Source organism: Pantoea sp. SGAir0184 (assembly GCF_043544755.1).
Genome location: NZ_CP028051.1, coordinates 409,489 through 427,373, shown reverse-complemented (window position 1 = coordinate 427,373; position 17,885 = coordinate 409,489). Strand labels below are relative to the sequence as shown.

Sequence of the window (17,885 nt, the reverse complement as noted above, 5' to 3'; positions counted from 1 at the left end):
TCGTTAACGACTATAGTGGCATTCGCTGCGCGCAAAGCTGCGCAGGCCGATCGGCTTCACAAATCGGTTTATTTAATTGTGCCTTTGCCAATGGGTCATAGCGTTTGGTTATGGATGGCAGGAAGCAGTGTAAAAAGCCCCGGCACGCATGCTTTAATCTTTCCTTTACCGAACTCAGGGATGGTCACGACGTTATGCTGCCGTTTTCTAATGGTTTTTTATTGAGTTTATCGCTGTGTCTGGATATCGGACTCGCCAACATCGCCATGCTGACGCTGGCGATGCAGCGCGGTTATCTGCACGGTTTCTGGCTGGGCATGGGCACCTGCGTGGGCGATTTAATTTACGCCTTGCTGGCGATGGCTGGCATGGCGGTGGTACTGCAGTTTACGCCGGTGCGCTGGTTGCTATGGATTGGCGGCGGCATCTTGCTGCTGTGGTTTGCCGCTAAAATGCTTTACGCCGCGCTGGCCAAAAAAATCGACATTCCCGCGGCTGAAACCCAGCCTTATCGTTCACTGCTGCGCGAATTTCGGCGCGGCATCGTGCTGGCGATGTCGTCACCGACGGCGATTCTGTGGTTCGCCAGCGTGGGCGGCGCGCTGATAGCCCGCATCGGCCACAGTGATGCCGGTGCAACTTCGTGGTTTCTCAGCGGGTTTTTCCTCGCCGGGGTGGTGTGGACCTGTGTGATCTGCCTGATCGGCAGCATGGGCGGAAAGCTGTTAGGCGAGCGCCTGCTGAAGTATTCGTATCTCGCCTCAGCGCTGATTTTCTGTTATTTCGCGGTGTATGTGATTTGGTCGGGATACCGCGAGTTCGTGGCGGTTTAAGTCACCACGTAACCGTTTAAAATCATGCGATTATCCAGTTACGACAGCGCAAGCGTTGTAAGGTCGCCATGGATGGCGACCCGGAAAACGTCGCGCGGCCGTGAAATACACCACTTAAACGCCGGCAATCCGCCTCAGCTCCGCCTGTGCACCCGGCGCCACCGCCAGCACCTGCGCGCCTTTCAACAGCCGGTCGCCCTCAGTATTAAACGGGTGATACCAGCCGCCGGCCTCTTTCACCAGACAGTAACCGGCCAGGCAATCCCACGCGTGCATGTAGGGTTCGAAATAGCCCACCACGCGTCCGGCTGCCACCCACGCCAGCATCAGCGCACCAGATCCGATACGGATAAAGTTGCCCCCCGCTGCCAGCAGCGACGCCAGCAGGCGGCCCACCTCTTCCGGGCTGACATAGCTATTAGCGCCAAAGCCGGTCACGTGATTTTGCAGCGTACGTGACGGATCCACCTGCAAACGGCGGCCATTCAGCGTTGCGCCCTGGCCGAGCGCGGCGACGTAGCACTCCTGATAGGTCGGCGCAAAGATCACGCCAATCACCGGCACGCCGTCATGCAGCACCGCAACGGAAACACACCAGTTTGGCATACCGTTGAGGAACGGGCTGGTGCCGTCAATCGGATCGACCACCCAGGTATAGCCTGACGTGCCCGGCTGCAGGCCGTACTCCTCGCCAAGAAAACCGTCGTCAGGAAAGCTGGCGCGAATCTGCTGGTCGATCATCTGTTCCACCTCGCGGTCAGCGCGTGATACCACATCCTGCAGGTCGTGCTTGGTTTCGACCACCAGCGTGTCACGCTGATTGAAGTAGGCCAGCGCCTTCTCCCCGCCCGCCCGCGCGACGCGTTCGGCCAGCAGCAGACGCGATTGCAGCGCGTCATTTTTCGTATCACTCATGCGTTATCCTTAAATTAACCGGCAATCAGGGCCAGACCCTGAGGTTTAAAATCAATCGCCACCCGTGCGGCCAGCGGCAGCTGCTGCTCCATCTGCGCATCGACGATAAACAGCGAGCCCAGTTCCGTGTTGACCTCGTATTCGATGTGATCGCCCAGCCAGGTGGCGTGTGTCACCTCGCCGCGCAGTGCGCCTTCAGCACCGCTGTGCAGGGTAATGAACTGTGGTCTGACCGACAGCTGCGCGGATCCGGTCGCAACGCCGTTACCGCGCACGCGATAGCGCTGCCTGCCGAGTCGCACCAGCGCTTCGCTGCCTTCTACCTGTTCGACTTCGCACGGCAGAATATTGGCTTCGCCCATAAAGTCAGCGATGAACACCGAATTGGGCGCGTGATACAGGCTTTCCGGCGCGCCCTGCTGAGCAATATCGCCCTCTTTCATGACAATAATTTTATCCGACACCGCCAGCGCCTCTTCCTGGTCGTGCGTGACATACACCGCCGTGAAGCCCAGCCGTTGCTGCAAATCACGAATATCGGTTCGCACCCGGCGGCGCAGGCGCTCGTCGAGATTGGAGAGCGGCTCATCCAGCAGCAGCACCTGCGGCTCCAGCACCAGCGCGCGCGCCACCGCAATGCGCTGCTGCTGCCCGCCGGAGAGTTCGGACGGCAGCCGCTGCCCCTGACTCTCCAGCCCGACCAGTTTCAGCCCTTCGCGCGCACGATCCTGCGCTTCCTTTTTGCTCATGCCGGACGATTGCAGGCCGTACATGATGTTGTCGAGCGCACTCATATGCGGAAACAGCGCGTAGGATTGAAACACCATCGCCACGTCGCGCTCGTTGGCTGGCAGATGCGTCACGTCTTTACCACCAATCAAAATGCGCCCCGAAGTCGGATGCTCCAGGCCGGCCAGCAGGCGCAGCGTGGTAGTTTTGCCGCAGCCGGAAGGCCCCAGTAGCGTCACCAGCGTACCAGGCTCCACCGTCAGCGATAAATCCGGCAGCGCGGTAAAACCGGCAAAGCGTTTCTCGACGTGTTCAAACACCACGGAACCAGCAGTAATCGCGGTCATACGGCACTCTCCTGAGTTAACGAAGGGGAAGCTGGTGGCGCGGCGACGTCCACCGGGCGCGCCACGCGGCGCAGGCGACGTTCGCCCACCAGCCACTGGAACACGCCAATGATCAGCAGCATCACCACAATCAGTACTGTCGAATAAGCAATGGCGACGCCGTATTCGCCATTCTCTACCAGCCCGACGATGTAGGACGTCGCCATGTTGTACTGGGCGCTGACAAGGAAGATCACCGCGCTGATCGAGGTAATGGCGCGGACAAAGGCGTACACCAGCGCCGCGCTGATCGCCGGTTTCAGCAGTGGCAGCACCACTTTGCGCAGCGTGCGGAAACTGCTGGCGCCCAGCGTCAGTGAGGCTTCATCAAGGCTCTTATCCAGCTGGCTCATCGCTGCGATACCGCCGCGCACGCCGACTGGCATATTGCGGAACACAAAACAGGCAATCAGGATCATTGCCGTGCCGGTAATCTCCAGCGGCGGCAGGTTATAGGCCATCACATAACTGACGCCGATCACCGTGCCGGGAATGGCAAAGCTCAGCATCAGCAGGAACTCAAACGTCTGGCGACCGGCAAATTTCTGCCGCACGATAAGCCAGGCGGTCAGCAGGCCCACCACGGCGGTGAGCGGTGCGGCAATCAGGGCTATTTCCAGCGTGGTCCAGAACGAGTTCCACGCCACGCCGCTCCACAGCAGATGACCGTCACTGACGCTGACGCGGAAAGCGCGCACGTAGTGATCGATGGTCAGCGCATCGTTCAGGCCCCACGACTGCACAAAGCCGCCCACCACAATCATGCCGTAGATCACCAGGGTAAACAGACCCCACGGAATCACCATGCCGTACACGCTGTAGCGCAGCAAACGCGGCAGCTGACCATGTTTGCCGCCGTCGCCCTTGCCGGTCACCGTGGCGAAGTTTTTGCCACCCAGCCACAGCCGCTGCAGCACAAAGGCGGCCAGCGTGAAGCACAGCAAAATCATCGCCAGCACCGCGGCGCGACTCGGATCGTTTTGCGCGCCTACCACCGAGAAGAAAATTTCGGTAGAGAGCACGCCGTGACTGCCGCCCAGCACCATCGGATTACCAAAATCGGCCATGCTCTCGATGAAGCTGATCAAAAAGGCATTGGCCAGACCCGGCGCCATCAGCGGCAGCGAAACGCGGCTGAAGGTGCGCCAGCGGTTAGCGCGCAGCGTTTGCGACGCCTCTTCCAGCGACGGACTGACGCCTTCCACCACGCCAATCAGCACCAGAAAGGCAATCGGCGTGAACGACAGCACCTGGGCAATCCAGATACCGGTCAGGCCATACAGCCAGCGGCCGGGCTCAATGCCAAAAAGCGCCGCCAGATGCTCCGTCACCACGCCCGAGCGACCGAACAGCAAAATCAGCGCCAGACCAATCACGAACGGTGGCGTGATGATTGGCAGAATGGTCAGCATGCGCAGCGCTTTTTTGCAGGGCAGCGGCGTGCGCGTTGCCGCCAGGGCAAAGGCCAGACCCAGCAGCGTCGAACCGCTGGCAGTCATCAGCGCCAGCCACAGCGTGCGCCACGCGGTGCCGCAGGTGCCGCCTTTCAGACAGGCAAGGCTCCAGATCGACGGGTCCTGCAGATTGCTGATCAAACCGTCCGGTTTGAAACTGCCGTCAACGTCCTGCACCGATACTACAAACATGCTGAGCACCGGATAGAGTACGAAGATGCTGACCAGCGCAGTCAGCAGCACCAGCGACGCCACCACAAAGGCATCGCCTTTCAGCACGCCGCGTTCGGCCAGCGCAAACGAGAACAGCAGCAAAAACACGGTCAGCAGCAGAAGCGCGCCAGCGCCCATCGCTGGCTGTCCCTGCGGCAGCGCGCCGAAGCGATTTTCCAGCCACAGCCAGCTCCAGCCGCTGTAGCCAATCGCGTGCCCTTCCACAATCAGGAAGATCACGCCCAGCGCGCTGAACAGCAGCAGCAACCGGCTGCGCGCGCTGCAGGGCAGTAAACCGCAGGCGGCGCACAGCGCCAGCAGCGCCACGGCGAGCGCCAGCCATGGATGGCTGCCGATCTGCCACAGCGCCGGCGCGCTGGCTTCATCACGCCACAGGTTAAGCAGCCAGCCGCTATCGAAAAAGCCTGCTTCCAGGCTGTACCACGGCAGCAGCAACAGCGCGACGGCGCCCAGCAGCAGCGCGCCTGTCAGACGGCGATTATTTGCGTTCATGTGTTACCTCAATGCGGGATCATCGCGCCATCCTTAGCGCTGTCGGAATCGGTAAGCCGCCGTGAGCGGCAGCGTCCGGCGATGCGGCATTACTGCGCGCTGGCGCCGATCTCTTTATCCCAGCGGCTCAGCAGCGCTTTGCGTTTGGCGGAATCGCCGTAGGTTTTGAAGTCATAATCGATCAGTTTGATGTTCTCGAAGCGCGGCGCGTATTCGGAGATCTCTGCACTGCGGTTTGACGGCAGCTGGAAGGATTTGGCCTCTTTCATGTGCGACTGCGCTTCGGCGCTAAGCGCCCAGTCGTACCACACTTTGGCATTGGCCAGATTGCGTGCCCCTTTGACGATCGACATTGAGCCAATCTCATAGCCAGTGCCTTCACAGGGCGCGACGGTTTTGATCGGGAAGCCGTCGACTTCCATTGCCACCGCGTCGTGCATAAACACGATGCCAACGGTGGTTTCGCCGCGCGCCGCCGCCTTCACCGGTGCCGAGCCGGATTTGGTGTACTGGGAAATGTTGGCATTGAGCTTTTTCAGGTAATCAAACGCTTTGTCCTCGCCCATGATCTGCACCAGCGTCGCCAGGGTGTTATAGGCGGTGCCGGACGAGTTCGGATTGGCAATCTGAATTTCGCCTTTGAAGGCCGGATCGAGCAAGTCAGCCCAGCAGGCTGGCGCTTTGAGCTTTTTATCCGCCAGCAGTTTGGTGTTATAGCCCCAGCCGAGCGCACCGGCATAAATTCCCACCGTACGGTAACCTGAGTTTTCCGCCTGCTTCTGCGCCCAGTCCTGCTGCTGGTCGAGCAGTGGCGATTTATACGGCTGCGTCAGCCCCTCTTCCGCCGCCTGCATATGCGGATCGCCGGTGCCGGCCCACCAGATGTCGGTGCGCGGGTTACGCGCTTCGCTGCGCAGGCGGGCATAGGCTTCACCCGCCGACAGGCGCACCATGCTGACTTTAATATCCGGATGTGCCTGGCTGAAAATGCGCGTCATGTGTTCGCACACCACCACGTCCGCCGAGCAGACCATATTGAGATTACCAGCGGCCGTCGCAGCAAACGGCAGCGCGGTGCAACTGAGGGACAGCGCGATGGCCAGTGAGGTGTAGCGCATGATGTTCTCCTTGGTTGGCAGGGTTCCGTGCTTAACAGAGGTTTTTATTTGCACGTGTGTGCAAATTAGTAATGAACAGAAAATAGCCTGTCAAATAGCGCAATCTGCAATTGACAGGCTGTGTCACAAAAATGCAACAAATGTGATCGCAGACAAATTGCACAGCTTTGCAATTTACGGCAGACTGCTTTTCAGCCGTAATTGTGAGGAGGTGAAGATGCAGAATGACAAAGCCGGGGTGAGCGCACAGGATGTGGCGGATCGGGCGGGCGTGTCGCGCTCGGCGGTGTCGCGCGCCTTTACGCCCGGTGCCAGCGTTTCTGCAGCCACGCGTGCCCGGGTGATGAAAGCGGCGCAGGAGCTGGGCTATCACGTTAACCACCTGGCGCGCGGGCTGGTGCGCAACCGCAGCGGCATCGTCTGCCTGATCGTCTCTGAAATCGCCACGCCTTACCGCGCCACGCTGGTGCGCTGGCTGACACAGTTTTTACAGGAAGCAGGCAAAGTGGCGATGCTGATTAATACCGATCGTTCCGACAACAGCGTCTCCGCCGCGCTGCTGCAGGCGATCAATTTTCGCGCCGACGCCTCCATCATCCTTTCCGGCATGCCGGATCGCACCATCACCCGCCAGTGCTATCAGCACGGTCAGCGCATCATCCTGATCAACCGCGACGAAGCGCTGCCGGGCTCGCTCAGCATCAACCTCGACGCGCAGGCGGCGGCCGAAACGGCGGTGATGGCGTTTCAGCGCGCCGGCTGTCGTCAGCTGGCGTTCGCCAATTCGCTGGCCGGTACGCCGAGCCTGATCAAACGCGAAGCGGCGTTTATCGCTGTGGCGGAGCGCGCCGGACTGACGGTCAGCGTGGAGCGATTCGGCACCACCTCGTATGAGAGCGGTCAGATTCTGGCGCATCGCCTGCTGACGCGTCATCAGCGCCCGGACGCGGTGTTCTGCGTCACCGACCTGATGGCCTGCGGTTTCATGGATGAAGCGCGCCACCGTTTCCAGCTGCGCGTACCGGAGGATTTGTGCCTGATCGGCTACGACAACATCGCGCAGGCTGGCTGGTCCTCTTACAATCTCACCACCTTCGCCCAGCCGGTGGAGCGCTTTGCCCGCGACGCCATCGCGTGGCTGACGCAGACCGAGCAGGCGGAGAGTGGTTTTACGCCGCAGAGTGAGCAGCAGCACGACACGCTACTGTATCAGGCTGATGTGGTATGGCGCGGATCGGTGCGCGGCGGCTGATCTAAGCGCGGCATACCTGCCGCACCGTGTCACGCAACCAGCGGTGTGCGGCATCCTGCTCCAGTCGCGGATGCCATAGCTGTGACACCGTCACCTCTGGCGTGGCAAACGGTAATTCAAACATCGCAAACGCCGGATTATCTTTGATTAGCGGATGGTGCAGGCACAGCGTATGCGGCACCAGCGCCAGCCAGTCGCTGTGCAGCGTGAGCGCGACGGCAGTGGAAAAAGCGGGTACCACGGCCGCCACCTGGCGGGTAAAACCGGCGGCGAGCAGCGCCTCATGCACCGGCCCGCCCAGCTCATCGCGCCTTGACGCTACGATGTGACCATATGCGGCCAACTGCGCCAACGTCACGTCGGCGAGTAACGGATGCCCGGCGCGCACCACGCCGACGAAGCGATCGCGAAACAGCGCCTGCAGCCGAATCTCCGGTCCCATATTGCCCAGTACGCCAATCTCCAGATCGACGTCGCCGCTGCGCAGCGGTCGATCATTTTTCTCTGCTTTCGGCATGAAGCGCAGCTGCACGCCGGGCGCCTGTGCGCGGACTGCGGCGATCAGCGCGCTGCCAAACGCTTCGACAAAACCTTCGTTGGTACGCAGCGTGAAGTGGCGCTGCAGCTCAGCGGCGGCAAAGCGTTGCGCGGGTGGACTCAGCAGCGCCTGCGTGTCCTGCAAAGTGGCATGCACCTGGCTGCGCAGCGCTTCGGCGTGTGGCGTCAGCACCATCACGCGCCCGGCGCGCACCAGTAGCGCATCGCCGGTGGCAGCACGCAGTCGCCCCAGCGTGCGGCTCATCGCTGACTCGCTCAGCCCCAGGCGACGCGCAGCGCCCACTACGCTGCCTTCACTGAGCAGCGCGTCCAGCGCAGGAAGTAAATTCAAATCGACGGTATTCATCGCATCATCCTTATTGATTGAGCGCCATCTGGCAAGGCGTTTGCTGCAGGTTATCTATGCAGATGCTGCGCGTTCCGCCTGTTGTCATGCAAGGGTAGACTTTTCACTCACCCCAACACCAGGAGAGAGTCATGAACAAGGCTTCCCGTGCTTTATTGATTGGTGCTTCACGCGGCCTCGGCTTCGCGCTGGCGGAGAATATGCTGCAGCGTGGCTATCAGGTGGTGGCGACCGGCCGCCAGCACTCCCTTCACGCGCTGCAACAGCTGGCGCAGCGCTACCCGCAGCAGCTGACGGTGGAGAGCGTGGACATCACCGTGCCAGCAGAGGTCAACGCCCTGCATCTGCGGCTAAGCGGCCAGCAGTTCGATCTGCTGCTGGTCAACGCGGGCGTGAAAAATGACGATCGCGAAACCCTTGCCGATGTGTCGACGGAAGAGTTTATTCGCGTAATGGTAACCAACGCGCTGAGCCCGCTGCGCGTGCTGGAAACCTTCAGAAATAACGTCAGCGCGCGCGGCACGCTGGCGGTGATGTCCTCCGGCCAGGGCAGTCTCACCAACAACACCCATGGCAACTACGAGGTGTATCGCGGCAGTAAAGCGGCGCTGAATATGTTTATGCGCAGCTTTGCCGCGCGTCACGACGATGCGCGCACGCTACTGCTGCTGGCCCCAGGCTGGGTGCGCACCGACATGGGCGGCGCCGGGGCGCGACTGAGCATTGAGGAGAGCATCCCGAATCTGCTCAACACGGTGGAAAGCCAGACCGGACGCGGCGGCCTGCACTATCTCGATTACCTCGGCCGCGTAGTGCCGTGGTAAACGTTTCACGCCAGCTTGCGTTCGATCAGCTGACGCAGCGTGGCGCGCAGCCAGCGGTGCGCCGGGTCTTCCGCCCGGGCGTTATGCCACAGCAGCGAAAGCGCATAATCCGGCATGCCGATCGGCACCGCCGCCGTACTCAGCGCATAGCGCTGTTGCCATGCCTGCATCAGTCCCTGCGGAACGGTGGCGAACAGCGGCAGACGCTGCAACATTAGCGGTAACACCGAGAAGTGCGGCGTGACATAACGCACGCGGCGCGTCAGTCCCTCGCGGGCTAACGCAGCGTCCAGCGCACTTTCACTCACGCCGCGATAGGAGACCAGCGCATGCTGATACTGCACGAACTGCGCCAGCGTCAGCGGTGGCGCAAGGTCAATTTGTCCACGATGCCATACCGTGCGGAAGCCGGCGCGCGCAATGTGCTCCCGCGTAAGATCGCGGCTGGTTTCCTCTCCGACGGTCACCACCACGTCAGCCTGCTGCTGCTCCATCAGCGGAATGGCCTGCCACGGATCGGCAGCCACCACCCGGATATCAATATTCGGAGCCGAGTCGGCCAGTTGCAGCAGTAAATCGGGCATCAGCCAGTGCTCGAGCCAGTCGCTCATGCCGAGCGTAAAACTGCGGCTATCGTGCGCGGCATCAAAGCGATCGGCAGTGAAAATAACGCGATGGACGCTCTGCAGCAGCGGTGCGATCTGGCGCACCAGCTGCTCTGCGCGCGGCGTGGGCATCATGCCTTGCGAGGAACGCACGAACAGCGCATCGTCAAACATTGCCCGTAATCTTTTTAATGCCGCGCTGACCGCCGGCTGCCCCAGATAAAGCCGGCTTGCCGCCTGAGTTACGCTACGCACGTCATACATGACCAGCAGCACAATCAATAAGTTAAGGTCGATTTTGCTGAAATCATTTTCATTGATGCTTTTCATGATTTTAATCGATTTAAATAATGAAACAGCCCTCAGTATAGTGACCTGTAATAACAGGCACCACGCTTAAGGAGGCAATATGACCCTGCACATAGGTGAATGCAGCATTGATAAAGTGATCGAGCAGACCAGCTCACTCCCCTTCGCTGCGCTGTTTCCGGCACACCGCGAGACGATGGGCGACACGCTGGCACAGCAGCCGGCAGAGCTATCCATCCATAGCTGGGTGGTGCGCACCGCTCGCGACACCATCGTGATTGATACCGCAACGGGCAATGGCCGTAACCGCGATAACAAGCCGCTGTTTCACCAGCTGCAAACCGCGTGGCCGCAACGTCTGGCCGAAGCGGGCGTCGACCCTGATGAAGTGACGCTGGTGCTGATGACGCATATCCACACCGATCACGTCGGCTGGAATACCTGCTGGCGCGCTGGCCGCTGGCAGCCGATGTTTCGTCATGCGCGTTACATCGGTTCAGCGCGTGAACTGGCACAGTGCCGCAGCACGCCGTCGATGCAGGCGCTGTATCACGATAGCCTTGCGCCGCTGCTGGCGAGCGGCCAGCTGGAAACCATTGATGTGCAGCACTCCCCGCTGTTTGCCGGTGTGCTGCGCTATATGCCGACGCCGGGCCACAGCGTCGATCACGCTTCAATTGTGCTGCAAAGCGCCGGTGCCCATGCGGTATTTAGCGGTGATGTGATGCATCATCCAGTTCAGTTTGCACATCCGCAATGGAACTCAGTTTTTTGTGAGGATTTACCACGCGCCGTAACGTCACGTCAGTTACTGATAGACTGGTGCATCCGCCATCAGGCACTCTGGTGCAGCTCACATTTTGCCGGCAGTTCGTTCGGCCGGGTTTCGCCAGAGCGGCAATGGATTCCTGTGGGGGCCTGAACCATGCAATACGCTGATTACCTCACCGCGTCGCTGGGGGATATGCAACAGGCGCTGGCCCAGCGCCGGGTGAGCGCACGCCAGCTCACCATGTTTGCGCTGCAGCGCATTGCTGACGTGGATCAGCCGCGCTACAACGCCATCAGCTGGCTGTTTGCCGATGACGCGCTGGCTGCGGCCGCTGCCAGCGATGCCGCACGGCAGCAGAATGCGCCAGTTGGCCCACTGGCCGGTATTCCGCTGCTGATTAAAGACAACATTGAAGTCAAAGGCTGGCCGACCAGTGCCGGTTCGGCGCTGCTGCGCGATGTGATTGCCAGCGAGGATGCGCCGCTGGTTACGGCTCTGCGTCAGGCTGGCGCAATCCTCATCGGCAAAACCACCATGCATGAACTGGCGGCAGGCATCACCGGCGCGTCGTCGCTGAGCGGCTTCACCCATAATGCCTGGCAGCAAGGCCGTTCTCCGGGAGGTTCAAGCAGCGGTTCAGCCGTGGCGGTGGCCGCAGGCTTCGTGCCGCTGGCGATAGGCAGTGATACCGCCGGTTCGGTGCGCATTCCGGCCGCATTCAATGGCCTGTTTGGCTTACGTATGACGCGCGGTGCACTGAGTAGCGCTGGCATCGTGCCGCTGTCGCCTACCCAGGATATCCCCGGACCGCTGGTGCGCTACGCGGCCGATTTGCGGCTGATCAGTGAAATACTCACGGGCCAGCGTTTTTCCCGTCCCGACCGGGCGTTGCGCATCGGTATCTGGCAGGAAGGATTTGCCGCAGAGGAAACGGAGATCAACCAGGCGGTGCAGGATGCTGTGGCACCATTTCAGCCGCGCATGCTGAGCTGGCCGCAGCTGGAGACGCTGGCGACGGAAGCCAATATTATTGCCTATGAATTTGCCGACGCGCTGGCCACCTGGCTGGCGCTTCAACCCGAGGCACCGCTGCGCACGCTGGCGGCGATTGCCGCCTCAGGGCGCTATCATCCCCAGCTGGAGGCCACCTTCAAAACCCGCGCGCAGCATCCCGGCACGCAGAGTGACGGCTATCGCGAGGTGCAACTGCGCCAGCAGAGGCTGTATCAGCAGCTGGCGCAGTTTTTTCAGCAACAGCAGATCGACCTGCTCGCTTATCCGGTAGTCCGCCATCCGCCAGTGAAGCATGGCGAGTTACAGCCTGGCAGCAACGCGCTGATCTCAGCCGTTACCGGCGCACCGGCAATCAGCATTCCGGTCGGCCTGAGTACGGAAGGGTTACCCATCGGCCTGGAGCTTCTGGCACTGCGCGACCGGGAAGATGTGCTGTTAAAGGCGGCAGAACAGATTGAACAGGCGCACCCGCCGTTCAACCGTGCAGCGCCAGCCCTTTAATAGCTTTATCCACCGCCTTTTTCGGGCCGCGCAGCGCGATGCCCACCAGGTTGAGATTATCGGCGTCTTCGGCCAGAAACACCGCGCGGTTGGCGGCATCGTGGCCGGTGGAAAACATCGCTTCGACGTAGGGAATCAGCGTTAACTCGCGCTCTACGCCCTGGCGATGCGCCCGTTGCAGGCCGGCTAAATCGGCGGCAAACACCAGCATCGGCTGGCCGGCCATGTTGCCGTACTGACGACCGAGCGCGTCGACGTAGGGTTCACCCATCATCTCCGGCGCGGCCGCCGCAATGCCGGTCGCCAGAAAAGCCACCACATTCAGGCGCTGCCAGGTGGCTAAATCATCACGTACGATCAGGGCAATTTTGGTATCAAACATCTGTCAGAACTCTCCGGTGAGGATTAAAAATCCTATCATCGGATAGCCGGCAGAGAGCGGTATAGAACGTTTGTGCACTGGCGCTGATAGGCGGCGGGTGTCAGACGATAAGCGCGCTGGAACCAGCGGCCAAGGTGGCTTTGGTCGGCAAAGCCCACCTGCGCTGCGACCTGCACTGGCTCAACGCCCTGTGCCAGCAGCGCACGCGCGCTACGCAGCCGCAGCCGCACCAGATAGGCGTGCGGCGACTGGCCAAACGCCTGCTTAAACTGGCGCGTCAGGCGGAAACGATCGATGCCGGACAAGCGCGACAGATCGTCCAGCCCGATATCCTGCGCCATAAAATCGTGCAGATAGTCACGCAGCAGATGCATCTGCCGCTGAGCGTCACTGAGTTGCATGCCGGGTTTATTTTCCAGATGCCGGGACAGCAGCGTGAGCAGATGATCCAGGCTCTGATCGCGCGCCAGCCGCCCTTCCCGCTGATGCACCGCAAACCATGCCTGCTGAATCGCAGAGGCCAGCTGAGCATCATCGGTGAGCGTGGAGCGAAATGCCCCCTGAATATTCGCCACATCGCCCAGCCCGCGGCGCTGCATCATCTCCGCCACCCAGGGTTGCGGCAGATAAAGCATCACATAGGTAAAACCGGCGGCATCGGGCGCGTGACCATCGTGTACCGCGCCCGGCTCAATCAGAATAGCGCGGCCCGGCGTGCTGGTGTGCAGCGCGCGGTGACAGTTAAAGCGCTGCAGCCCCTGCTGCGTCACGCCGACCAGCAGTTCGTCGTGGTCATGCGGATCGTAAGCATGGCCGCAGAAGTGCGCGTTAACACTTTCGATGCCCGTTTCCTCATCGCGACGGAAATCTACCCAATCGTTAGTAGCTGACATAGCGAATTCGTGACCTCTGACGGCGTATCAGGCATAGCCTAGCAGCCGGAACCACAGATAATCCAGCGGTAACAGCAGCAGCGCGCTCAGTACAAACACCAGCAGGCACAGCTGCAGACCGGCTCTGGCAGGCACATTCCCCAGCCCCATTGCCACCACGATGGGCGACGCCTGATATGGCAGCAGCGGTGTGGCGTAGGCAAAAACCTGCAACATCACCACGCTCAGTAGCGGAAAGCCCGAAGCGGCAGCCAGCTCCTGCGCCATCGGCGTCACCATCGCCGGCACGCCGTTGGCGGTGAGCACAAAATTCAGCAGCGTCACCAGCGCATTGAGCACGGCAAAATTACTGAATGACGGCGAGTCATGCAGCGGCAGCAGGTGAAGCAGTGCATTGGCGATGAGCCGCCCCAGGCCAGAGTCCACCACCACCGTGGCGACGCCGAGAATGCCGGCGATATAGATGCAGGTGCGGAAATTGACGCCGCTAGCAAAATCGTCGCCCGAAAGAAAGCCCACGCGCGGTAACAAACACAGACACGCCGCGGCCAGCCCGACCCACGCAGCGGATAAGTCGTGCAGGCTGTCGGTCATCCACAACAGTAGAGTGACGGCCAGTAAGGCAATCAGCCGCCATTCGCGCCCGCTTAGCGCCGGCAATGCTTCCCGCGTTGCCACCGGCTGCGGCTGAGCGCGGAACAGCAGCGTAATGCAGGCAACCAGCAGAATACCTTTGCCCAGCCCCACCACCGGCATGTGCAGCAGCCACCACGGCAGCCATTGCAAATGCAGCTGGTACGCGCTTTCCGCCGCGCCGCTCAGCACCAGGTTTGGTACGTTGGCGGGCAGAATACTGGCAGAGAGTTGAAAGGTGCCGAAGCCCACCGCCAGCGCCAGCCCAATGCTGCCGCGACTGCCCGGCCGGATACCGGCCCGCTCGCCCAGCGCCAGCACCACCGGCATCAGCAGCGCAATGCGTCCCATGTTCGACGGCATCACCAGCGCCAGCAGATAACTCAGCAGCACCGTGCCCGCCACCATCCGCGGCCAGCTCTGGCTGAACGGCACCACCAGCCAGTTGGCCCAGCGTTGGGCAAGGCCCACTTTGCGGATCGCCGCGCCCAGCACAAAACCGCTCAGCACCAGCCAGAACGCTGAGGAGGCAAAACCGCTGAACACGCTGCTGGCTGGCGCTATCGACAGCAGCATCGCCGCCGCAAAAAACAGCAGCGCGGTAAGGTATTCCGGCAACCGCGCCAGCGCCCACAGCAAAATTGTGATGCTGACCACCAGCGTGGTCAGCCAGAATGAGGTATCAATCATCGTGCCTGAACTCCCTTTCCTCGCAACTGCGCACAAAGCGCATCAGCATAGGGCAATCCCTGTCGCAGAACGCTGCGGCAGTTAACAGTTTGTTAACTCGCCAGCTGCGTCAGCCACTTAATCAGCGCCTCGCTGCCGGGCTGACTGCGGGAACGCTGTGGCCAGGCGAGGAAATAGGGTTTGCTCAGCGGCAGACTGAGCGGATCCACCACCTGTAGCGCACCGCGCGCCAGTTCGCCGGCAATCAGGCGACGCTGCCCCAGCAGCACACCGGCCCCGGCTACCGCCGCGTCGATCGCAAGTGAGGTGAGATTAAAGCTGAATGCCGGCTGGACCGCCGGCTCCATGCTGCCTTTGGCCTGAAACCAGCTGCGCCAGTCGGGCAGAAAGCGTCCTTCATTGCCCCAGTCCAGATGGATCAACGGCGCCTGGCTGAGCAACGATTCGCCCGGGTAACGCTGTATCAGCGCCGGACTGGCGACCGGCAGCACCTCGTCACAGAACAGCCGTTGCTTGTCGAGTTGCGGGTAGCGATCCTCACCAAAGCAGATGACAAAATCTGCCGGTGTGGCGCTGAAATCCACCGGCGCATGAGTGCCGTGCAGGCTGAGTTCGCAGTCCGGGCAGTGAGCCCGCCAGGCGGTGATATTCGGCAGCAGCCATTTCGACGCCAGCGCCGGCAGTGAATAGAGCGTCAGCTTCGGCATGCTGGCCGCATGGCGCAAATTTTGCTGCCCCAGATGCAGAATATCGAACGCCTCACTGACGTAGCGCAGATACTCTTTACCGGTTTCCGTCAGCATTACCCCGCTCTGGGTGCGCACAAACAGCGCGCTGCCCAGCTGCTCTTCCAGCTGACGAATCTGCTGGCTGACGGCAGCCGGCGTCAGCGCCAGCTGTGCGGCGGCTTTCGCAAGGCTACCAAGTTCCGCCGCCACTTTGAACGACTGAATCACGCTGATTTTCGGCAAACGCGACGCGGGTGCAGGCATTAAGGTTTCCTTAGCAAGGCGTTAAATATTTATCGTTAGGCATCAACATATCAGGCCGTTACAGTCTCTACACCTGCCAACTCAGAGAACCACCGCGATGTCTGCTTTGATTCGATTTGATTTGCACCCACTGGCCGACGCCGACTGGCGTCGGCACTGTCGCCAGCAGCTGGAGCAACACGGCGCGCTGGTGCTGCGTCAGTTTTTGCAACCGGCTGCGCTGCAGGCGATCGTGGCTGACGGGCTGGCCCAGCGCCATCTGGCTTACCACACCGTCAGCAAGCACAACGTCTATCTGCTGAAGCCGAACGAGGCGTACCGTGCCGATCATCCGCGCAATCGTGACGTGATCAGCACCAAAGGCTGCATTACCGACGATGTGATTGCGGCGGAATCGCCGCTGCGTCAGCTGTACAATGACGAACTGTTTAAACGCTTTCTGTGTGATGTGCTGGACGAGGAGGCGCTGTATCCGTACGCCGACCCGCTATCGTCGATTAATCTGCATTACGCACCTGATGGCCAGGAGCTGGGCTGGCACTTTGATAACTCCTCTTTCGCCATCACGCTGCTGGTGCAGAAACCGCACGCTGGCGGTGTGTTTCAGTACGTGAAAGATCTGCGCGATGCGGACGCCGGCGAGATGAACTACGACGGCGTCGCCGCCGTGCTCGATCAGCGCCAGCCGGTTGAGGCGCTGGAGATCGATGCCGGCGATCTGGTGCTGTTTCGCGGCCGCAATTCGCTGCACCGCGTGACACCCACCGAAGGTGATGTTACGCGCATGCTGGCGGTGCTGGCCTACAACACCCAGCCCGGTATCGCACTGTCCGAAACCGCGCGCATGACCTTTTACGGCCGGTTGTAAGCCACCAGCCCGCGCCAGCCGCGCAGGAAAATTTGTTGGGTACGAAACGCAGTTAAGGCGCGCCAGTCCTCATCGGCGGGCCAGAACCCCTCCACCAGCTGCTGCTTCAGCGCGCGTCCGGCGTGGCTTGCCGGATCGCCCTGCAGATGCAGCCAGTGATCGTCGCGCACCCGGCGGTGCATCTCTTCGCCCGGATAAGTGCCACACTCCACCACCAATGGCAGCAGCTGCGTGTCAGGCAGCGAGGTCAGCAGAAACTGCGAGACATAGCCGGTGGCGGTCGCCGTGACGCCAGTGTCGCTGTCGCGCCCGCTGCCGGTGAACAGCAGCGTCAGCCACTCATCGTATAAGCTTTTGCCCCAGTGATGCGCCGGATAGCGCTGCTCCGCAATCGCCAGCAGCATCGGATGGCCCCACGCGCCGGCACCGGTGTGCAGGTCGAAACTCAGGATGACCTGCGCCTGACGCAGGTGCTGTTCGACGATGGCGTGCAGCGTGCGGTGCGACCAGGCCGGCTGCTGCCCGCCATAAAACAGGCCATCTGCTGCCTGATATTGGCCCGCTTCCACCACCCGTTTTAGCGCCGGCCAGCCTGACTGCTGCAGTGTCTCCGCCAGCAGCCGATCGGCATGTGCGCGGTCGCCCTGATACAGATCGTGCCATAGCGCATAGTGCGGATTAGCGGGTGCGGGCTGGCTGAAATCGATGAAATTCCGGTTGAGATCGATATTGTCTTCATTGACGCGCCGCAGATGCGCAGCGCCCCATGGATTCAGCAGATGGACCAGCACAAGGGCGCAGTCGGGCGGTAACGCGGCGACATCGAAGCTATCAAGCCAGGCGATCTGGCTGTCTGAACCGTAATAGCCCTCCACACCGTGTGTGCCGGAGAGAATCAGCATGCGTTTGGGAGCCGCCGGATCGCCGATCACCGCAACGTCGGTGTACAGCGCGGCCCCGTCGGGCGCGGTCAGCGGATGGCGATAGGCAGTCAGCGCGCCGTGCTGGCGCGTGACGGCGGCCAGGAATCGCGCCCGCTGCTGGGTATAATCAGGGAGTAAAGACATGATTTTCCTGTGCGTTAT

The 17,885-nt window shown here is 61.2% G+C and carries 17 protein-coding genes; 6 read left to right on the top strand and 11 right to left on the bottom strand.

Annotated features, from left to right (window positions below; translation table 11 throughout):
- Nucleotides 1-194 precede the first annotated feature (194 nt).
- Nucleotides 195-833 (top strand): LysE family translocator, encoded by a 639-nt coding sequence (locus C1N60_RS22100; RefSeq protein ID WP_058776059.1) that lies wholly within the window; start codon nt 195-197, stop codon nt 831-833.
- 114 nt (nt 834-947) lie between these two features.
- Here C1N60_RS22100 and C1N60_RS22095 read toward each other — a convergent pair whose 3' ends face one another.
- The 4 genes from C1N60_RS22095 to C1N60_RS22080 all read right to left on the bottom strand — a co-directional run bounded on the left by C1N60_RS22095 (nt 948) and on the right by C1N60_RS22080 (nt 6,161).
- Nucleotides 948-1,748, bottom strand: a complete 801-nt coding sequence (locus C1N60_RS22095) for an inositol monophosphatase family protein (RefSeq protein WP_021508951.1) — start codon at nt 1,746-1,748, stop codon at nt 948-950.
- A 14-nt stretch (nt 1,749-1,762) separates the two neighbouring features.
- A complete protein-coding gene (locus C1N60_RS22090; RefSeq protein WP_021508950.1) occupies nt 1,763-2,824 on the bottom strand; it encodes an ABC transporter ATP-binding protein in 1,062 nt (353 codons plus the stop codon).
- Nucleotides 2,821-5,043 carry an ABC transporter permease gene (locus C1N60_RS22085; protein ID WP_394521797.1) on the bottom strand — a complete coding sequence of 741 codons (2,223 nt, stop codon included), beginning with the start codon at nt 5,041-5,043 and terminating at the stop codon, nt 2,821-2,823. The genes C1N60_RS22090 and C1N60_RS22085 overlap by 4 nt, the downstream gene beginning before the upstream one ends.
- A gap of 89 nt (nt 5,044-5,132) precedes the next feature.
- Entirely contained in the window at nt 5,133-6,161 is a 1,029-nt protein-coding gene (locus C1N60_RS22080) for an ABC transporter substrate-binding protein (RefSeq protein WP_058759035.1), read from the bottom strand.
- A gap of 217 nt (nt 6,162-6,378) precedes the next feature.
- Between C1N60_RS22080 and C1N60_RS22075 the strand changes: the two genes are divergently transcribed.
- Nucleotides 6,379-7,413 (top strand): LacI family DNA-binding transcriptional regulator, encoded by a 1,035-nt coding sequence (locus C1N60_RS22075; RefSeq protein ID WP_058759034.1) that lies wholly within the window; start codon nt 6,379-6,381, stop codon nt 7,411-7,413.
- A gap of 1 nt (nt 7,414) precedes the next feature.
- Here C1N60_RS22075 and C1N60_RS22070 read toward each other — a convergent pair whose 3' ends face one another.
- Nucleotides 7,415-8,317 carry a LysR family transcriptional regulator gene (locus C1N60_RS22070; RefSeq protein WP_394521796.1) on the bottom strand — a complete coding sequence of 301 codons (903 nt, stop codon included), beginning with the start codon at nt 8,315-8,317 and terminating at the stop codon, nt 7,415-7,417.
- A gap of 131 nt (nt 8,318-8,448) precedes the next feature.
- Between C1N60_RS22070 and C1N60_RS22065 the strand changes: the two genes are divergently transcribed.
- Nucleotides 8,449-9,141 carry an SDR family NAD(P)-dependent oxidoreductase gene (locus C1N60_RS22065; protein WP_088517377.1) on the top strand — a complete coding sequence of 231 codons (693 nt, stop codon included), beginning with the start codon at nt 8,449-8,451 and terminating at the stop codon, nt 9,139-9,141.
- Nucleotides 9,142-9,146: 5 nt separating this feature from the next.
- On the opposite strand, the gene C1N60_RS22060 is transcribed toward C1N60_RS22065, so the two are convergent.
- The gene (locus C1N60_RS22060; protein WP_394521795.1) at nt 9,147-10,076 is read right to left on the bottom strand and encodes a LysR family transcriptional regulator; all 930 of its coding nucleotides are present in this window, start codon (nt 10,074-10,076) and stop codon (nt 9,147-9,149) included.
- A gap of 79 nt (nt 10,077-10,155) precedes the next feature.
- Between C1N60_RS22060 and C1N60_RS22055 the strand changes: the two genes are divergently transcribed.
- Together C1N60_RS22055 and C1N60_RS22050 are read left to right on the top strand one after the other, a co-directional pair.
- Complete coding sequence (locus tag C1N60_RS22055) at nt 10,156-10,977, top strand: MBL fold metallo-hydrolase (protein WP_394521794.1); 822 nt, start codon at nt 10,156-10,158, stop codon at nt 10,975-10,977.
- A 3-nt stretch (nt 10,978-10,980) separates the two neighbouring features.
- Nucleotides 10,981-12,342 carry an amidase gene (locus C1N60_RS22050; RefSeq protein ID WP_394521793.1) on the top strand — a complete coding sequence of 454 codons (1,362 nt, stop codon included), beginning with the start codon at nt 10,981-10,983 and terminating at the stop codon, nt 12,340-12,342.
- Here the strand turns inward: C1N60_RS22050 and C1N60_RS22045 are convergent.
- The 4 genes from C1N60_RS22045 to C1N60_RS22030 form a co-directional block, all read right to left on the bottom strand.
- A complete protein-coding gene (locus tag C1N60_RS22045; protein ID WP_058770312.1) occupies nt 12,317-12,724 on the bottom strand; it encodes a DUF2000 family protein in 408 nt (135 codons plus the stop codon). The genes C1N60_RS22050 and C1N60_RS22045 overlap by 26 nt on opposite strands.
- A 35-nt stretch (nt 12,725-12,759) precedes the next feature.
- The gene (locus C1N60_RS22040) at nt 12,760-13,617 is read right to left on the bottom strand and encodes an AraC family transcriptional regulator (RefSeq protein WP_059009250.1); all 858 of its coding nucleotides are present in this window, start codon (nt 13,615-13,617) and stop codon (nt 12,760-12,762) included.
- Nucleotides 13,618-13,644: 27 nt separating this feature from the next.
- On the bottom strand, nt 13,645-14,940 hold the full coding sequence (locus tag C1N60_RS22035) for an SLC13 family permease (protein WP_059009252.1): 1,296 nt from the start codon (nt 14,938-14,940) through the stop codon (nt 13,645-13,647).
- 92 nt (nt 14,941-15,032) lie between these two features.
- Nucleotides 15,033-15,932, bottom strand: a complete 900-nt coding sequence (locus C1N60_RS22030) for a LysR substrate-binding domain-containing protein (RefSeq protein WP_059009254.1) — start codon at nt 15,930-15,932, stop codon at nt 15,033-15,035.
- Nucleotides 15,933-16,029: 97 nt separating this feature from the next.
- Here C1N60_RS22030 and C1N60_RS22025 point away from each other — a divergent pair, with 97 nt between their 5' ends.
- Nucleotides 16,030-16,800, top strand: coding sequence for a HalD/BesD family halogenase (locus tag C1N60_RS22025; RefSeq protein ID WP_394521792.1), 771 nt, complete (start codon nt 16,030-16,032; stop codon nt 16,798-16,800).
- On the opposite strand, the gene C1N60_RS22020 is transcribed toward C1N60_RS22025, so the two are convergent.
- Complete coding sequence (locus tag C1N60_RS22020; RefSeq protein WP_394521791.1) at nt 16,785-17,867, bottom strand: DUF2817 domain-containing protein; 1,083 nt, start codon at nt 17,865-17,867, stop codon at nt 16,785-16,787. The genes C1N60_RS22025 and C1N60_RS22020 overlap by 16 nt on opposite strands.
- Nucleotides 17,868-17,885: the final 18 nt, after the last annotated feature.